The organism is Methylobacterium sp. WL18 (assembly GCF_008040015.1).
Taxonomy (GTDB): Bacteria; Pseudomonadota; Alphaproteobacteria; order Rhizobiales; family Beijerinckiaceae; genus Methylobacterium; species Methylobacterium mesophilicum.
The window spans coordinates 1-16,176 of record NZ_VRVD01000053.1; the positions used below are offsets into that span (position 1 = coordinate 1).

Here is a 16,176-nt window from a genome sequence, read left to right on the forward strand (position 1 = left end):
CATCCGCGCCGGCCGGGACCAGGGCGAAGGCCGCCAGCAGGGCCGTCGATGCGAGAGCAAAGCGCTTCATGAGAAAGTCCAATCCTTGCGAGGAGTATGACTTTCCAACGTCCGATCGATCGCAGGTATCCCGGCGCGACGACTGAATACGCCGAGTCAGTCAGTCGCTGTCATGCGAAAAATGTACGAAAATATTGAAAGCTTGACTGTATCGAGGGTCCGGCGGGTTATCGGAAGGGCGGCTCGTCGAAGCTGCGCAGCTTGCGCGAATGCAGCCCGTGCCGGTCGGCCCGCAGCGCGTCGAGGGCCGCCAGCCCGACGCGCAGGTGCTCCGACACCGCCCGGTCGTAGAACGCGTTCGCCGCGCCGGGCAGCTTGATCTCGCCGTGGAGCGGCTTGTCGGAGACGCAGAGCAGCGCCCCGTACGGCACGCGCAGGCGGAAGCCCTGCGCCGCCACCGTGCCGCTCTCCATGTCCACCGCGATCGCCCGCGACTGGTTGATCCGCCGGCGCTCCTGGCTGAACCGCAGCTCCCAGTTGCGGTCGTCATAGGTCACCACCGTGCCGGTGCGCAGCCGGCGCTTCAGAGCCTCCGCCTGCTCGCCGGTCACCAAGGCGGCGGCGCTCTGGAGCGCGACCTGCACCTCGGCGAGCGCCGGCACCGGCACGTCCGGCGGCACCAGTTCGTCGAGGATCCGGTCCCGCCGGAGATAGGCGTGGGCGAGCACGTAATCGCCGATGGTCTGCGACTGGCGCAGGCCGCCGCAATGGCCGACCATCAGCCAGCAATCCGGGCGCAGGACCGCGAGGTGATCGGTGATCGTCTTCGCGTTCGAGGGGCCGACGCCGATATTGACCAGCGTCGTGCCCTGCATGGTGCCATCGGCGCCGCGCGCCACCAAGTGATACGCTGGCATCTGGTGGCGATGCCAGGGCGAGGCGGCGATCACCGCGGCGGGATCGGCCGTGGCGGCCTCCGCCTGGCTCACCGACAGGCCGCCGGGCAGCACCAGCCGCTCGAAACCCTCCGCGCCGGAAGCCAGGCGCTCCAGCCCGTGCCGGACGAACTGATCGACGTAGCGGTGGTAGTTGGTGAGCAGGATCCAGGGCTGGACCTCGCGCCAGTCGCACCCCGTGTAGTGGACCAGGCGGCGCAGGGAGTAATCCACCCGCACCGCGTCGAACAGGGCCAGAGGCAGCGGCTCGCCATCCACCAGATCGAACGTCCCGTCGGCGATCTCGTCGCCCACCAGCGACAGCAGCGGGACCGGGAAGTAGGTGGCCAGCTCGGCGCCGTCGACGGTGCTCCCGCGCGCGTCGAGCCCCGCCTCCAGCACGTAGGGATAGGGGATCTCCTGTGCGCTCAGGCCCACCTCGATCTGGATGCCGTAATCGTCGATCAGCGGCTGCAACTGCCGGGTGAGGTAGTGGCGGAAGAAGGCCGGGTGCGTGACCGTGGTGGCGTAGGTGCCGGCGGCCTGGAGCTTGGCGGTGGCGCGGCGCACCCGCGGCAGCGGGCCGGCGGGGCGATAGCTGATCCGCAACTCGGGATAGCGGAACGCGAGGCGCTCGGTGGCGTCCGGCGGAGGACCGCCCGCAAGGTACCGCTCCAGCGCCTGCCGCAGGGCGTCGGCGGCGCCGTCATAGAGCTCGACCAGGCGATCGACCGCGCTGTCCGCATCCGCCACGGCCTGCATCGGCCGCAATTCCCGCTCGATCATGAACCCTCCCGTCGCAAGCTCGGATCTACACCGCGGAGCGTGCGCGCGCGACCCGGGCTTGCGGCCGGACGGCGCTTGGCCGAGAACCGGCGCGGGATGCGACGGCGCGGAGGTTCCTTGAGCGGCGCGGACGAGTTCGGGATCCGTCCCGGCGAGGAGATGGCGGACCTGCCCGCCGCATTCGACGCCGGCCTCCACTTCATCGGCCGCCTCCGGACGCCGTGGCGGACGCGCCGGGACTGCCCGAAGAACGGCCTGCAGACTGACGCCGTCTGCACCGTCGAGGTCGATCCGGCCTACGCGTCCGGCCTGCTCACGATCACCGGCTGCACGCACCTCATCCTGCTCTACTGGATGGACCAGGCGACCCGGGGGCTCGTGGTGCAGCAGCCGCGCCACGCCGACGGGCCGCGCGGCACCTTCGCGCTGCGCTCCCCCGCCCGGCCGAACCCGATCGCCCTCTCGGTGGTCGAGCTGATCGCCCGCGCGGGCGACACCCTGCGGGTCCGCGGGCTCGATTGCCTGGACGGAACGCCGCTCCTCGACATCAAGCCCTACTACGCCACGACCGATTCGCGGCCCGAGGCGCGGATCGACCGCGCCGGCGCCGAGCCGTGAGGCGGGGCCTTTTCGCGATCCTCGCGGCCCTAGTCCTGCTGACGCTGGGAGGACTCGCCGGCTGGTACCTGCACAAGCCCGCCGCGGATGCCCGGGCCTACGCGGTGATGCGCGGCATCGCCGTCCAGGTCAGCCTGGACGAGGCGCCACCCGATTACGTGTTCTGGGGCGGCGATTCCCAGGTGGAGCTGCAGCCCGGAAGCCAGCGGCCCTGCGGCCTGGACTTCGTCAACGGCGGCTTCAGCGGCGCCACCGCTGCCGCCTTTCTCGACCACCTCGCCGGGCTGCGCTTCCACCACGCGCCCAAGGTCGCCGCCCTGACGATCGGCACCAACGACATCCTCGCCAAGAACGCACCGCGCTCCGCCGAGGCGGCCTCACGGTTCGAGGCGACCGTGGACGCCATCGTCAGGCGGCTCCAGGCCGTCAGCCCGCGCGTGGTGGTGACCGCCTTGCCCCCGATCGGCCGTGAGAGCGGCCGGTTCCTCGATGCGGCGGCCGTGCCTGATTATTCGCACCGGCTGCGCGCGCTCTGCACCCGCCTCGGATGCACCTTCGCGGACCCGTTCGCGCCGCTGCGCGACGGCGAGACAGGCTACGCCAAGCCGGGAGCGCTCCGGGACGGCCTGCACCTGGCGGCGTTCCGGCAGGCGATGGCGGCGCTGGAGCCGGTGCTCTGCGCGCCGCCGTGAGCAATCCGTGCGGAAGGCGCCGTGCCGTCTCCGCTCCGACGGAGTGGCCGGTCATGACCACGCGAACCTTCAACCTTCGATGAGCGACACCGCGTGCTCGATGTCTTCCTGACCGGGTTCTCCGTCAGCGCCGGCCTGATCCTGGCCATCGGCGCCCAGAACGCCTTCGTGCTGCGGCAGGGCCTGCGCGGCGAGCACGTCGCGCTGGTCTGCGCCACATGCGCGGCCTCCGACGCGCTCCTGATCCTGGTGGGCGTGACCAGCTTCAAGAGCCTCGTGGTCTTCGCCCCGTGGCTGCGGCCGGCGATGCTGTATGCCGGCGCGGCCTTCCTGATCTGGTACGGCGCGCGCAGCCTCCGGTCGGCCTTCGCAGACACCGAGGTGCTGCAGCCCGCCCCGGGATCCGCCGCCGGCCTCGGGCGGACGCTCGCGACCTGCCTCGCGCTGACCTGGCTCAACCCGCACGTCTATCTCGACACGCTGCTGCTGATCGGATCGATCTCGACGCGCTTCCCCGGCCGGGAACCCGCCTTCGCGGCCGGCGCCATGAGTGCTTCGGTCGCGTTCTTCTTCTCGCTCGGCTACGGCGCCGCGATCCTCCGGCCCCTGTTCGCCAAGCCAGCCGCGTGGCGCGTGCTCGAAGGCGTGATCGCGATCACGATGTGGGTGATCGCGGCCGAGTTGTTGCTGAGCGGACGGTAACGGCGGGATGTATCCGGCGGAGCGATAGTCTTCCGCTCAGAATCCTACCAACGCGAGGCGGTAACTCTTTGCCGGCCATCGGGAATGAACAGGTTGTGCGCGGCGGAATCAGTCCGATCGGCATACCCGTCGATCTCAGGCTTGAGTCCGGCAGAATCTCGGTCTTGTCGGTGGCGAACTTGACATGGATCACCGCCCGCTCGGTTCCATCGATGCCCCGCGTCAATTGATCGACTGGCAGGAGGAAAGCGCTCTGGGCAAACGGCGCCATTCGAAGATGCCATTCACATCTGACGAGGAAATCCTTATTATCGGTCATATTTGATTAAATACGTAACGCCAGTTCGGTCTGATCGTGAATGAACGCGGCCTCATAGTCCCGCGCCAACGCGCCTAAAACCCCGACCTGACGCAACGCCTCGCGCCACCCGTCTGAAATGCGCCGCGCCGTCTCACGGATCATCTGCCTCGCCTCTCGTTCGGGAAGCTCGAAAAATTCGCAGGCTTCCAGCGCCAAGGCGATCGACCGGTCATACGCACCGCCCTCCAGGATCGCCGTTTCGAGGTGCGGGTTGCGATCCGGCGCCGGGTTCACGTCGAAAACCGGCGATAATCGCCAGCGCCCGCCCCCCACATAGAGAAACCCATGATTCTTGAGATGATCGTCCTTGTTGGACACGAGGATCGTGAAGATCAGGCGCAGGAAAAGTTCACGAAAATCGGCCCGCGGATCGGCGGCGTAGCCCCGCATGAAATCGACGATCTCCGTATAGGAACCGAGTTCCGTCCCGGTCTTGCCCAAAGCGGTGCGCGCCGAAATATAGGGGATGCGGGCGCTTCCGCGTCGATCGAACCGCTGGATCAGCGCTACCGGAAAAGGCGTGTCGGCCAGTTCCAGCCGGGCTGCGGGCGTGCGGATGCCGCACGTTGCAGCCAGGCGAAGCGTCGCAACCTCGACGCGCTCGATCGGCTGCTGGTCGTGGACCGAGGTGAACTTCGCCAGCCACAACGCATCACCGTCCCTGACATTAGCCTTGGGTCGCGCACCGCCGGAGCCCCCCGCCCCCGCCAGCGCCTGTATGTCCTTGGCCGAGATGTCCTTTCCTTGTTCATAGGCGCGGGCAATGGCCGTGATCGACTCCAGATCGACCAGACGCGGAACGGCATCGACGGCCTTGCCGCGAATGATCGCGCCGTTGTCGTCCAGAAAGCGCAACGCGCCTTGCCGACAGGCATCGTCGGATAGCGTCAGATAAGCGAATTCGCTGAGCCCATTGCCATAAGCGCGTTCGAGCAGCCTGCGCCCCCAGCTGTCGGGGGCTGCATCGGCGAAGACGCCCGCCAGCGCATCACGCATGGTTCCGGGTTGACCCGATGTGTGGAATTGGCCGGCCTCGAGGGAATAATCCGGTTGTATGGCGAAGGCCCGCGGGTTTTCCATCCATGCGGCACTGTAGGAGAATGTCGAGAATTGCCTCGGCCCGACATGTGTAAAACGCAACCGGCCGACCGATACCCGGCCTTCGCCCAATGCGACATGAGCGACAGAATCCGTCATCAGAATGAAGCCCCATCAGGATCCATGACATCCTGCTGGGGTTGATCGTCCTGCGCTTGAGCCTTCTGCTTTCGGACTTTCGTCGCGAACGACTTCCCCCGGCGCGGCAAATGTTGATTGGATAGCGCGAGCCCTAGATCGTCCTTGCGAACATCGATCAGATCGGCCAGTCGCTCCACCAGCCCCAGAACGACCAGGACATCGGCCAGCGTACCGATGGCGACACCTTGCTCGCCCTTTTCAAGCCGCGTGATCGAGCTGGGCGAGGTTCCAGCGCGCACTGCCAGATCCGCTACGGCGACATTGCGCCGGAGGCGTGCCAGGCGGATGTCCTGACCGAGCCGCGCAAGGGCCAACTTCGCTTTCGGAGACCCCATCGCAATCAGTCATATCTGACAAAGGACGATCGACAATTTGTCAGATATGATCAGCTCGGTGTATCTGTCAATGAGCTGCCGGAGCGAGCCGCATCGCATTCCAGCGTCGTTCTGGATTTCCTCGGATAGGCCGAAATCACTCCCACTCGATCGTGCCGGGCGGCTTCGAGGTGATGTCGTAGGTCACCCGGTTGATGCCCTTCACCTCGTTGATGATCCGGGTCGCGACCCGGCCCAGGAAGGCCATGTCGAACGGGTAGAAGTCGGCGGTCATGCCGTCCACCGAGGTCACGGCGCGTAGCGCGCAGACGTGGTCGTAGGTGCGGCCGTCGCCCATCACGCCCACCGTCTTCACCGGCAGGATCACCGCGAAGGCCTGCCAGATCGTGTCGTAGAGGCCGGCCTGGCGGATCTCGTCGAGATAGATCGCGTCGGCCTTGCGCAGGGCCTCGAGCTTCTCCGTCGTGATGGTGCCGGGGCAGCGGATGGCCAGGCCCGGCCCCGGGAACGGATGGCGGCCGACGAAGGCGTCCGGCAGGCCGAGTTCCTTGCCGAGCACCCGGACCTCGTCCTTGAACAGCTCGCGCAGCGGCTCCACGAGCTTCATGTTCATGCGTTCGGGCAGGCCGCCGACATTGTGGTGGCTCTTGATCGTCACCGACGGGCCGCCGGTGAACGACACGCTCTCGATCACATCCGGGTAGAGCGTGCCCTGCGCCAGGAACGCCGCCCCACCGATTTTTTTCGACTCCGCCTCGAACACGTCGATGAACAGGCGGCCGATGGTCTTTCTTTTCACTTCCGGGTCGCTGACGCCCTCGAGCGCCGACAGGAACATGCCGCTCGCCTCAACGTGGACCAGCGGAATGTTGTAGTGGTCCCGGAACAGGGCCACGACCTGCTCGGCCTCGCCCAGGCGCAGCAGTCCGTGATCCACGAACACGCAGGTCAGCTGGTCGCCGATCGCCTCGTGGATCAGCACCGCGGCGACGGCCGAATCGACCCCGCCGGACAGGCCGCAGATCACCTTCTCCGAGCCGACCTGCTCGCGGATCTTGGCGATCGCCTCCTCGCGGTAGGCGCCCATGGTCCAGTCGCCGGAGCAGCCGGCGATATCGCGCACGAAGTTGCGGATCAGCAGGGCGCCGTGCGGGGTGTGGGCCACCTCGGGGTGGAACTGCACCGCGTAGTAGTTGCGCGCCGCGTCCGCCACGGCCGCGAAGGGCGCGTTCTTCGAGATCGCCACGGTGGTGAAGCCGTCCGGCAGCTTGGTGACCCGGTCGCCGTGGCTCATCCAGACCGGGTAGCGCTCGCCCTTGTGCCAGACGCCGTTGAACAGCGGGCAATCGGCCAGGATCTCGACCTCGGCCCGGCCGAACTCGGCATGGTGCCCCCCTTCGACCGCGCCGCCGAGCTGGGCCGCCATGGTCTGCTGGCCGTAGCAGATGCCGAAGACCGGCACGCCCGATTCGAACACGAGTTGCGGCGCCCGGGGGCTCGCCTCGACGGTCACCGATTCGGGGCCGCCCGAGAGGATCACGCCCTTCGGCTTCTGCTCGCGGAACGCGGCCTCGGCCTTCGTGAAGGGGACGATCTCGCAATAGACCCCCTCCTCCCGCACCCGCCGGGCGATGAGCTGGGTCACCTGAGAGCCGAAATCGACGATCAGGATCTTGTCATGCGTGGGAGCTGTCATCGGTCATCTTTGCTGGGTAGGCGCGAAATCGAACGATCGCCGGGGGTGCCGAGGACGACGCCCTCGATCCTGACGATCCGCTCGATCAGACTGGCATGGGATTCTGCCGCGGCGATCCGGGTCGCGGCTTCGAGGCGCGCCACCAGGGCATCGCCCTTCACGGCGTCGACCGCATCGTGTGTTTCCAGGTCGCCGACCCGTTGTTCCAGGCGTTCGACTCGATCGACCAGTTTGCGAATGTTGTCCGAGAGGCGCTTGACTTCATCGAGGATCAGGATGGCATCCTTCAATGCGCCGAAGACGCCTCCGCTCATCGGGCGTTCCCCTACGATCGCGCTTCGATATAGGCGTTCAGCTGCCGCAGCTCGTCCAATATCGTGTGGGAATAGGCGTTCAATTCGGTCTGCAACGCGCTGAGGGCACCGTCGTTGTCCCGCCGATCGTCGAGAAAGCCCGCCATCGGAGCAGGTTCGGGGGCCGGGTCTTCGACCCGGAGGGTCACGACGCGCAGCACGTCCTCGGAGGTCTCGATCTGGCGCTCCATCTCGGCCATGGCGGCCGGCTGCGCGTCGATGTCCAGCAGCGCGAAATGCGCCTTGCGGTTTCTCTTGATGCGGTAAGCCAGAGACTTCACGCCCCACATCTCGATCATGTCGAGACGGCCGCCGTTGCGCTCGATCACGTCTCTATAGGTGTCGAACACGGTCTCGGATCGCGTGGAGGCTGCGTCCTGGCGCGCGATCATGAAGCTTTTGTAGTGCGCCACGCCAACCTCCGATCGGGCTACGCCGACCCTATCATACATCCGGCCCCGCAGCATTTGCAGTGTCGTTCCGTGCAGTGCCGCCGCGTGCATCGCGCGACGCACGAGCGGGAGGCCGGGAGGGTTCCACCGCGCGGGCGTACCCTCCGGCGGCGCGCCTCAGTCGAAGTTGCGGACCTTGGCCGAGCCGCCCAGGCTGATCGCGGGCTTGGCCGGGGCGCCCGCCAGGCTGACCTTCTTCTGGCCCGGCAGGGTCTTGGCGCGCAACTCGGGGGCGGCAACGGCGGCCGGCTTGGCCGGCTTCAGGTGCGCCTGCCCATGGATCACCGAGCCAATCTCGCCGGCGACCCGAATCAGGTCGTCGCGGTCGCAGGAGCGGGCGACCTTCAGGCCGAGCTTGTGCATGTGGCTCTTGCCGTAGAGGTAGGCGGCGAGCTGGGCGCGCTTCAGCGGCGGGATCTGCTCCAGGATCATCGGCAGGTCGAACTCGTCGGCCCGGTAGACCTCGCCCAGAACCTCGAGGCTCACGGGGCAATCGACTTCGGGCTCGGCGCCGCTGGTCGGATGCGATTGCGTCATGGTTGCCTCTCGGGAAGCGATGGATCGGAAGCTGGCTCGGATGCCCCGGAGCCGGTGTCGGTTTCAAGCCCTGCCGGCGCAGTAAGGTCCGCAATCCTGGCCTGCGCGGGACCGGGGGTCGCAGCCGGGGGCACCGGCGGCTCCGGTTTCCAGGCGCCGAGGCAGCCGGTGCAGACGGATTCGATCACCGCGCGGGCATGGGCCTGCCGACGCGCCCAAAGGGCCTCGCGGGCGGTCCGGTCGCCATCCTGCGTCGGCCGGATGCGGATGAACAGCGGCTCCTCCGCGCGGACCGGCACCGGGGCGACGGCCACCAGGACGAGCAGAGCCGCGGCGCGGACTCGTGAGCCCGGTCCAGGCTGTGCCGGACACGTCATGCCGTCTCGTCCCTCCGGCGGAGCTGAGCACGAGATCTCGCGCCGCATGGTAAACCGCCGCTTAACGCGGCGGCCCCGCCGGCACCAGCGGCGGCGGATTACGGCGCGGCGCGGGGCAAGGCAGCGGGGTCTGGTGCGGGCTCGTCCATTGCGGCCCGACGGCGATCCTGGGCCCGGCCCAGCCACAGGCTGTTGAGCAGCCAGGCCACCGACAGCGGCACCGCCGCCCCGGCGATCCCGGTGCTGCCGAGGCCGAGCCCCTGGATTCCGGTGAACGACCACGCCCCGACCTGATCGCCCAGGCGGTAGACCACGGTGTCGATGAAGCTCTTGGCCTTGTAGCGGTCCTCCCGGGGGACAACCGTGAACAAGACCTCCCGGATCGGGCGGGCGATCGCGAAATTGCCGGCCCGGCGCAGGACCTGGAACGCGACGATCACCCCGATGGTGGGCGAGACCGCGAGCGCGGCGAAGCCCAGCACGCTGAAGGCCGGCAGCAGCGCCAGGGTGATCCCGACGCCGAGCCGCTTGACGATCCGCCCGGTCAGGAACAGCTGCACGCCAAGCGTCAGCACGTTCACCGCGAGGTCGACGCTGGCGAAGAACGCGGTCTGCGCGCCCCGGTCCGGGAAGCTCCGCTTGGCGATGCCGGCCTGCTCGAAATATAGGAAGGTCGAGGTCACCGAGAACAACAGCAGGAACAGCGAGATGTTGAGCAGGTAGGGCGACGCCAGGGTGCGGGTCACACCCGCCAGCACGCTGCCGCCGATGGTGCGGTCCTGGCCGTCGTTGGCGGTCTCGCTGCCCGGAACCGCGTGGAGCCGCGCCGACAGGGACGCCAGCCCGCGCATGCAGAACACCGCGACTTCGAGCAGCGCCACCGCGCAGAGCATCAGGCCCCAGGTCGGCACGTTCTTGGCGAGGATCGCGGTGGTGGCCGAGCCCGTGATGGCCCCCACGGTCGCCCCGGCCGCGATGAAGCCGAACAGGCGCTTGCTCTGGTCGTTCGAGAACACGTCGACGATGGTGGCCCAGAAGATCGAGACCACGAACAGGTTGAAGATCGACAGCCAGACGAAGAACACCCGCCCGATCCAGATCCCCCAATCGGGCGGGGCGAGGTACAGGGCCAGCGCGAAGGCTAGGATGTTGGCGGCGAAGAACCGATAGGTGATCGGCACGAACCGCGCCCGCGGCATGCGCTTCACCAGGTAGGCGAAGGGCAGGTTCAGGGCGAGCATGCCGACCAGCGTCGCCGTGAACAGCCACGGCAGGTTCTCGATGCCCCCCGCCACGCCCATCTGGTCGCGAATCGGCCGCAGCACGTAGTAGGCGGCCAGGATCGAGAAGATGTAGGCCCAGGACCAGGCGAGCGCCTGGCCCTCGCCGGGCCGGATGTCGATCAGGCGCGCGAGCGGGCCGCGGGGCGCGGATGTTTCAGGCACGCGCCCGTCACTTCCCCAGCCCGAGCTTCTCGCGCAACTCTGGGGCGGTGGCCTCGTGACCGAAGCCGGGCGACCCCATGGCGAACTTGTCGGCGTCCTTGAGCGGACCGACCACGACCGGATCGAAGCCGGCATCGCGCACCAGGCCCTCGGCCACCTTCAGCGCCGCGGGATCGTCGCCGGCGATCGGGATCGCCATCCGGCCGCCCGGGCGGTCCTGGCCGCCATTCGCGCCCGCCTTGGCGAACACCTTGTAGTTGGCCGCGTTGAAGGCCCGGACCACCTTGGCCCCTGGCAGGTACTTGGCCGAGGTCGCCCCGATGCCGTTCGCCTGAACCTCGTCGTAGAGCGCGCCGTCGCGCTTCTGCGTGGCGTTGCCGGCATCGAGCACGACCTTGCCGGAGAGTGACGTCGCAAGGTCCTTCGCGAGGTCGGGATAGGCCTTGTACGGCACGGCCACGAACACCGCCTCGCCGAACTTGATCGCCTCTTCCGGCGTCCCGGCCTTGGCCTTGGGCCCGAGTTCGGCGATCATCGGCGCCAGGGTCTCGGGATGGCGCGAGGCGAACATCACCTCGTGGCCGTCCTTGACCCAGAGGCCTCCGATCGTGCCGCCGATGTTGCCGGCCCCGATCACCCCGATCCGTATCTTCTTGGCACTCTCCTGCGCCAGGGCCGGCATCGCTGTGGCCGTCATGAGGATGGCGGCGAGGGCGAGCGCAGCGCGCCGCGTGGTGCGATCAGACCGCATCGATGAAGGTCTCCATCTGCTTGCGCTGGGCCGCGTCGGGGAGCGGTCCCCGGGCGGCGGCAAGGTTGTCCTCGACATAGGCCACCTTGGCCATGCCGGGGATCGGGCATGTCACGGCGGGGTTGCCGAGCACGTATTTCAGGAACACCTGCGGCCAGCTGGTGCAGCCGAGATCCTTGGCCACCGCGGGCAGCTCCTTGCCTTGCACCGCCTTGAACAGGCGGTCGCGGCCGAAGGGCACGTTGGTCATCACGGCCACGCCCGTCTCGGCGGCGAGCGGCAGCACGCGCTCGGCCGCGGCCCGGTTGTCGATGGCGTAGTTCACCTGGATGAAGTCGAGCTTTTCCCGCTTCATCACCGCCTCGAGGGCGTCGAGCTGGCCGTCCCGCCAGACCGTGACGCCGACATAGCGGATCCGCTTGGCGTCCTTCAGCGCGCGCAGCACAGCGAGATTCGCGTCCACGTCGATCAGGTTGTGGACCGCCACGAGATCCAGGCTCTCGACCTTCATCCGCTTCAGCGACCGCTCGAACTCCGCCCGCGTCGCGTCATGCCCCTGCGTGTCGACCTTGCTGGCCAGGAACAGTTTTTGGCGCAGGCCGGGCTCGGCCAGGATCAGGCCCAGCACGTCCTCGGCGGTGCCGTAGCTCGGCGCCGTGTCGATCACGGTTCCGCCGAGCGACACGAAGGCCTGCACCGCCGCCTTGAGGGGCGCGACCGCCTCGACAGTGGGCTCGACCTCGTAGCGCCGGGAGGTGCCGATCCCCATCGCCGGCAGCATCTCGCCCGTCGATGGGATCGGCCTTCGGATCAGCGGCTCCGCGGCCCAGGACAGGCGGCCGGCGAGCGGCGCCAGGGTGGCAGCCGAGATGACGGCGCGACGGGATACGGGCATGGCCGGCCTCCGGCGGTGTCGGGACACGACCCGGACATAGGGCACGCCGCGCGGATGTGTATTCGTTATTCTCACGCTTGCGCGAGCAGCGGTCGCGCCAACGAGCCCCTGCGAGGCGAGAATGCCACGGGCCCGCACTTCGATGCCGGGTCTGTGAAAGTTCCGACGCGCGGCGACCCGACGGCGATGCGTTTTTATCGCGATGACTTTGACGATCTGATAGTTTTTATGATTTCTATCTTCGTGATTTATAGATAGACGATTATTTAAGTTCTACTTCACACGTATATACTGAAATTAAAACAATCATAAATAATCTAAATCTTCTTGACTCGACTCATATCAGCCGGGATATCGCTGATAATTCGCGAAACGCGTCTGATTGATTGCATCAAAAAAGGCGCGATTATATGCGATGATTTCAAATTTATCCGGAACCGTTATGGTCAAAAGAGCAACATCGCAACGCAAGACGTTCGTTTACTTTGCATCGGCATCAGCGATATTTGTCGGTGCAACCGTCGCAACATCGGCTGCCGCTCAGGAGAACGCCGACGCGGTGACGCTGGACGAGCTCAGCGTGACGCAGACGGGCGGCGGCCGTCCGCCGCGCTCGGGCACGATCGGTCAGCCGTCGCCGCTCTACGCAGGCGGGCAGGTTGCGCTGGAGGGCCGCGTCGGCTTGCTCGGCAACCGAAGCATCTTCGACACCCCATTCACGCAGAACAATTACGGGGCCGAGATGGCCCGCGACCAGGGTGCCCGCACTGTCGCCGACGTGCTCGCCAACGACCCAGCGGTCCGCACATCCCAACCGCCGTTCGGCAGCCAAGACACCGTCTTCGTCCGCGGCGTCGTGTTGAACTCCCGCGATTTCGCCTTCGACGGTCTCTACGGCATCAGCGACGCTCGCAAACCGATCATCGAGGGCATCGAGCGGTTCGAGGTTCAGCACGGCCCGGCAGCGTTCCTGTACGGATTCCCGCCGAACGGCAGCGTCGCGGGGGTCGTGAACCTGATTCCCAAACGGGCGGGCGAAGTCCCCCTCACGCGGGTGACGACGACCTACATGTCGCGCGCCAGCGGCGGGACGCAGCTCGATGTCGGCCGCCGGTTCGGCGACGGCAACGCGCTGGGCGTTCGTCTCAATGCCTTCTACAGCGACGGCCAGACCCCGATCGATCAGCAGTCGATCTGGAACGGCGGCGCGACGCTGGGGCTCGATTATCGCGGCGAGGCGTTCCGCTTCAGCCTGGACGCCGGCTATCACAATCTGGCGTATCGCAGCCCGACGGCAGCCATCGGCATCCTGCCCGGCCTGGCAGTTCCCCGGGCACCGGACCTGACGATCAACCAGCAGCCGCGCGGGGCCTTCACGGACTCCGAGTCCGGCTTTGCCGTGGCCCGGGCGGAATACGACGTCGCGCCGGACTGGACCCTGTTCGCGGCGTTCGGCGGATCCCGGACGAGCGAGGTGTTCGTCTATCCCGCGTTCACGATCATCAATGCCCGGGGCGACCTGAACGGGCGTATGATCCTGTTCCCGGATCGGCAGTCTCAGCTCACGGCCGAGGCCGGATTCCGCGGCACCTTCGACACCGGCACGGTCCACCATGCCATCTCGATCGTCGGGACGGCTTACAGCAACGACAATCCCTACGCGTCCGCCTCCGGGCCGTCCGTGGTCTCCAATCTGTACAGGCCGCTCGCGAGCCTGCCGCTGAACAGCGCCCGCATTCCCAGGATCGTGGCTCAGCAGCCGGCCGAGCTGAAGGGATTGGCCGCGGTCGACACCGTATCGCTCGTCCCGCACGTCATCGATTTGATCGTCGGGGTCCGCGGCCAAGCCGTTGAAACCAGGAATTACGACTCTGTCACCGCCGCCCTGGTGTCCGATTACGCCAAGAGCGTCGTCACGCCGCTCGCCGGCATGGTTGTCAAACCTCTACCGTGGATGTCCCTCTACGCCAGCTATGCCGAAGGGCTCAGCCTGGGTTCGACGGCGCCCAGCGACGCCCTGAATGCCGGTGCGGTCTTCCCGCCGACCGTGTCCACCCAACTGGAGACCGGCGCCAAGCTCGATCTCGGCGACCTCGGCCTGACGCTGGCCTTTTACGACATCGCCCAGCCGTCGTCGTTCCAGAACCCGGTCACCCGCATCTATGGGCTGACCGGCGAGCAGCACAATCGGGGAATCGACGTCAACGTCTTCGGCTCGCCGGTCGATGGCATGCGCCTCCTGGGCGGCATCACCCTGCTGGACGGCCGACTGGTCAAAACCGCGGGCGGCGCATTCGACGGCAAGGTCGCCCCGGGTGTTCCGCCGGTGCAGCTCAACTTGACCACGGAGGTCGACCTGCCGCGCCATCTGCTTCCCGGGGCCGCGCTGGCGGGGCGGGTGATCTACACGGCCGCACAGTATTACGACCAAGCCAACAGGCAGAAAATTCCGGATTGGACGCGATTCGACTTGGGTCTGCGCTATCGCTTAACGATCAACGACACGCCCATGAACGCGAGCTTCAACGTCGAGAACGTCACCGGCCTCGATTATTATGCATCGACTGGCGCCGGCAAGCTGATCCTCGGCATGCCGCGCACCTTCAAAGTGTCGCTGACCGCCGACCTGTGAAGCCTTCGGCGGCCGGCGCGGCCGCGCCGCGGCTCCTCCCGGCCGCGCTCGCGCCGGAGGCCTTAATCCTCCTCTGGCGGGTCTTCGAACTCGGCACCCTCCGTGTCTGGTGCGATGCGGAACCGGTACTCGTCGATCGCCAGGAAGGCGCGGTGGACGACCTGGGGGTCGAGCCCGTCGCGCACCACGATCGTCTGGAAATCGATGAACAGGCGGGCGATCCGGGCCTCGTCCGACAGGGCCGCCAGCGCGGAGGAACTGGCGCCCGCGTGCATGATGTAGCGCTTCGTGGCGCCTTCCGGGTCGGGTGCCGGCAGCACCACGATCTGCCCGGCCGTCTCGGGCCGCAGCTCCGCCCAGCGGGCGGGTGTCCACGCAATGATGGCCTCGATCTGCTTCATCGGCACCTCCGGCGGCTCGGGAGGATCCGCCTAAGCATCATTTGCCGGAGGGGTCACCCGGCAGGCGCTGAAAATTCGGTCGCGCCGTCACGGCGAGCACGGGGAAACCATCCAGCGATCCGCCGCATCCGAGGATGTCGCGCTGCCGGAGGCTGCACCGCCGCGCTCGCCCCGACCGTGGGTCGATGCCGGGCCAGAAGCCTGCCCGACCGCGCGCCTGCCTTCGAGGCCGGGCGAACTCCGATCGCCCGTTTCCCGAGGGTGGGCCGAGACCGAGATCATCGGCTGCCGACGGTGTCGGATCACACCGTCGAACGGGGTCGGCGCTGCGGCGCGATGCAGCGTCTCCCCGCGGGTCGGACGTTCAGTGCGCGCGCTCGACCTGCCCGCGGATCTCGCCCTTCGGGTTCGCCGCGGTGTGGATATTGAAGTAGAGCTTGCCGGCTTCGAGGTCCGCCGCCTTGGCGTCGTCGAGGGTGGCCTCGCCGGAGAACGGGCTGCCGGTGACGGTGACGGGCACCAGCACGCCGGCATTCGCGCCGGCGGCGGCCGGGCCATGGAAATGCGCGGCGGTGACCGGGCCGGTCAAGCCGCTGTAGGTCCCGTTCCAGCTCAGGTGCTTGGTGGCCGGATCGTAGGTCGCCGTGATGCTGCCGGTGCCCTTCGAATCGGTCGCCGGGACCTCGCTGCCGCCGTTCAGCGCCGCCGCGTACGGAGTGCCGGTGCCGGCCGCGTGGACGGCGGACGTCGCCAGCGGCATGGACCATGCGAGGAGGACTACGAGACCGGTTCTGGACAGGCGTGTCATCGGACGCTCCGCTTCGGCACGGCCCTCAAGCGGGGCCACGTGTCGCAAGATAAGGGGGCGGCGCCGCGCGGACCACCGGGCTATCGTGAAACGTGGGACAGATGTCCGGCCGCGTGGGCCGATGGGGGCGCGATGGCGGTCACGGACGCGGGGGCCCCGCC

Annotated in this window: 16 protein-coding genes and 1 pseudogene; 5 read left to right on the forward strand and 12 right to left on the reverse strand. The window is 67.6% G+C overall.

The genetic code is table 11. The features are described from left to right. Positions 1-227: 227 nt before the first annotated feature. Positions 228-1,721, reverse strand: a complete 1,494-nt coding sequence (locus FV228_RS07350) for an AMP nucleosidase (protein WP_147854002.1) — start codon at positions 1,719-1,721, stop codon at positions 228-230. Between the two features lie 159 nt (positions 1,722-1,880). Here FV228_RS07350 and tsaA point away from each other — a divergent pair, with 159 nt between their 5' ends. From tsaA to FV228_RS32980, 4 genes are all read left to right on the forward strand, one after another. Next, positions 1,881-2,339, forward strand: a complete 459-nt coding sequence (gene tsaA, locus FV228_RS07355; RefSeq protein WP_238260976.1) for a tRNA (N6-threonylcarbamoyladenosine(37)-N6)-methyltransferase TrmO — start codon at positions 1,881-1,883, stop codon at positions 2,337-2,339. Next, positions 2,336-3,031, forward strand: a complete 696-nt coding sequence (locus tag FV228_RS07360) for a GDSL-type esterase/lipase family protein (RefSeq protein ID WP_147854004.1) — start codon at positions 2,336-2,338, stop codon at positions 3,029-3,031. The genes tsaA and FV228_RS07360 overlap by 4 nt, the downstream gene beginning before the upstream one ends. A gap of 93 nt (positions 3,032-3,124) precedes the next feature. After that, entirely contained in the window at positions 3,125-3,733 is a 609-nt protein-coding gene (locus FV228_RS07365; RefSeq protein ID WP_147854005.1) for a LysE/ArgO family amino acid transporter, read from the forward strand. A gap of 184 nt (positions 3,734-3,917) precedes the next feature. Beyond that, positions 3,918-4,058, forward strand: a complete 141-nt coding sequence (locus tag FV228_RS32980; RefSeq protein WP_187277671.1) for a hypothetical protein — start codon at positions 3,918-3,920, stop codon at positions 4,056-4,058. On the opposite strand, the gene FV228_RS07370 is transcribed toward FV228_RS32980, so the two are convergent. From FV228_RS07370 to FV228_RS07415, 9 genes and pseudogenes are all read right to left on the reverse strand, one after another. Then, positions 4,059-5,291, reverse strand: coding sequence for a HipA domain-containing protein (locus FV228_RS07370; protein WP_147854006.1), 1,233 nt, complete (start codon positions 5,289-5,291; stop codon positions 4,059-4,061). Further along, complete coding sequence (locus FV228_RS07375; RefSeq protein ID WP_238260937.1) at positions 5,291-5,647, reverse strand: helix-turn-helix transcriptional regulator; 357 nt, start codon at positions 5,645-5,647, stop codon at positions 5,291-5,293. Before FV228_RS07375 ends, FV228_RS07370 begins: the two co-directional genes overlap by 1 nt. 157 nt (positions 5,648-5,804) lie before the next feature. After that, complete coding sequence (gene guaA / locus FV228_RS07380) at positions 5,805-7,364, reverse strand: glutamine-hydrolyzing GMP synthase (RefSeq protein ID WP_147854008.1); 1,560 nt, start codon at positions 7,362-7,364, stop codon at positions 5,805-5,807. After that, positions 7,361-7,678, reverse strand: a complete 318-nt coding sequence (locus FV228_RS07385) for a hypothetical protein (RefSeq protein WP_147854009.1) — start codon at positions 7,676-7,678, stop codon at positions 7,361-7,363. Before FV228_RS07385 ends, guaA begins: the two co-directional genes overlap by 4 nt. Positions 7,679-7,848: 170 nt before the next feature. Continuing rightward, positions 7,849-8,130: pseudogene (gene rpsF / locus FV228_RS34085) on the reverse strand (30S ribosomal protein S6); the annotation flags it as partial. 156 nt (positions 8,131-8,286) lie between these two features. Further along, entirely contained in the window at positions 8,287-8,706 is a 420-nt protein-coding gene (locus FV228_RS07395; protein ID WP_147854010.1) for a hypothetical protein, read from the reverse strand. Between the two features lie 475 nt (positions 8,707-9,181). Continuing rightward, positions 9,182-10,528: an MFS transporter gene (locus FV228_RS07405; protein WP_147854012.1), complete on the reverse strand. Its 1,347-nt coding sequence runs from the start codon at positions 10,526-10,528 to the stop codon at positions 9,182-9,184. Positions 10,529-10,535: 7 nt separating this feature from the next. After that, positions 10,536-11,279 (reverse strand): NADPH-dependent F420 reductase, encoded by a 744-nt coding sequence (locus FV228_RS07410; RefSeq protein WP_147854013.1) that lies wholly within the window; start codon positions 11,277-11,279, stop codon positions 10,536-10,538. Beyond that, positions 11,269-12,174 (reverse strand): aldo/keto reductase, encoded by a 906-nt coding sequence (locus FV228_RS07415; protein ID WP_147854014.1) that lies wholly within the window; start codon positions 12,172-12,174, stop codon positions 11,269-11,271. Before FV228_RS07415 ends, FV228_RS07410 begins: the two co-directional genes overlap by 11 nt. Before the next feature lie 559 nt (positions 12,175-12,733). Between FV228_RS07415 and FV228_RS07420 the strand changes: the two genes are divergently transcribed. After that, positions 12,734-14,806: a TonB-dependent receptor gene (locus tag FV228_RS07420; RefSeq protein WP_246693862.1), complete on the forward strand. Its 2,073-nt coding sequence runs from the start codon at positions 12,734-12,736 to the stop codon at positions 14,804-14,806. A gap of 62 nt (positions 14,807-14,868) precedes the next feature. On the opposite strand, the gene FV228_RS07425 is transcribed toward FV228_RS07420, so the two are convergent. Further along, positions 14,869-15,207 carry a hypothetical protein gene (locus tag FV228_RS07425; RefSeq protein WP_147854016.1) on the reverse strand — a complete coding sequence of 113 codons (339 nt, stop codon included), beginning with the start codon at positions 15,205-15,207 and terminating at the stop codon, positions 14,869-14,871. A gap of 364 nt (positions 15,208-15,571) precedes the next feature. Then, positions 15,572-16,015, reverse strand: coding sequence for a CHRD domain-containing protein (locus FV228_RS07430; RefSeq protein WP_147854017.1), 444 nt, complete (start codon positions 16,013-16,015; stop codon positions 15,572-15,574). Between the last annotated feature and the right edge of the window lie 161 nt (positions 16,016-16,176).

Bases quoted from the DNA above. Each gene is read 5' to 3' on its own strand.
- FV228_RS07350 (WP_147854002.1), bottom strand. From the start codon at position 1,721: ATGATCGAGCGGGAATTGCGGCCGATGCAGGCCGTGGCGGATGCGGAC.
- tsaA (WP_238260976.1), top strand. From the start codon at position 1,881: ATGGCGGACCTGCCCGCCGCATTCGACGCCGGCCTCCACTTCATCGGC.
- FV228_RS32980 (WP_187277671.1), top strand. From the start codon at position 3,918: ATGGATCACCGCCCGCTCGGTTCCATCGATGCCCCGCGTCAATTGATC.
- FV228_RS07370 (WP_147854006.1), bottom strand. From the start codon at position 5,291: ATGACGGATTCTGTCGCTCATGTCGCATTGGGCGAAGGCCGGGTATCG.
- guaA (WP_147854008.1), bottom strand. From the start codon at position 7,364: ATGACAGCTCCCACGCATGACAAGATCCTGATCGTCGATTTCGGCTCT.
- FV228_RS07385 (WP_147854009.1), bottom strand. From the start codon at position 7,678: ATGAGCGGAGGCGTCTTCGGCGCATTGAAGGATGCCATCCTGATCCTC.
- FV228_RS07395 (WP_147854010.1), bottom strand. From the start codon at position 8,706: ATGACGCAATCGCATCCGACCAGCGGCGCCGAGCCCGAAGTCGATTGC.
- FV228_RS07410 (WP_147854013.1), bottom strand. From the start codon at position 11,279: ATGCGGTCTGATCGCACCACGCGGCGCGCTGCGCTCGCCCTCGCCGCC.
- FV228_RS07415 (WP_147854014.1), bottom strand. From the start codon at position 12,174: ATGCCCGTATCCCGTCGCGCCGTCATCTCGGCTGCCACCCTGGCGCCG.
- FV228_RS07425 (WP_147854016.1), bottom strand. From the start codon at position 15,207: ATGAAGCAGATCGAGGCCATCATTGCGTGGACACCCGCCCGCTGGGCG.
- FV228_RS07430 (WP_147854017.1), bottom strand. From the start codon at position 16,015: ATGACACGCCTGTCCAGAACCGGTCTCGTAGTCCTCCTCGCATGGTCC.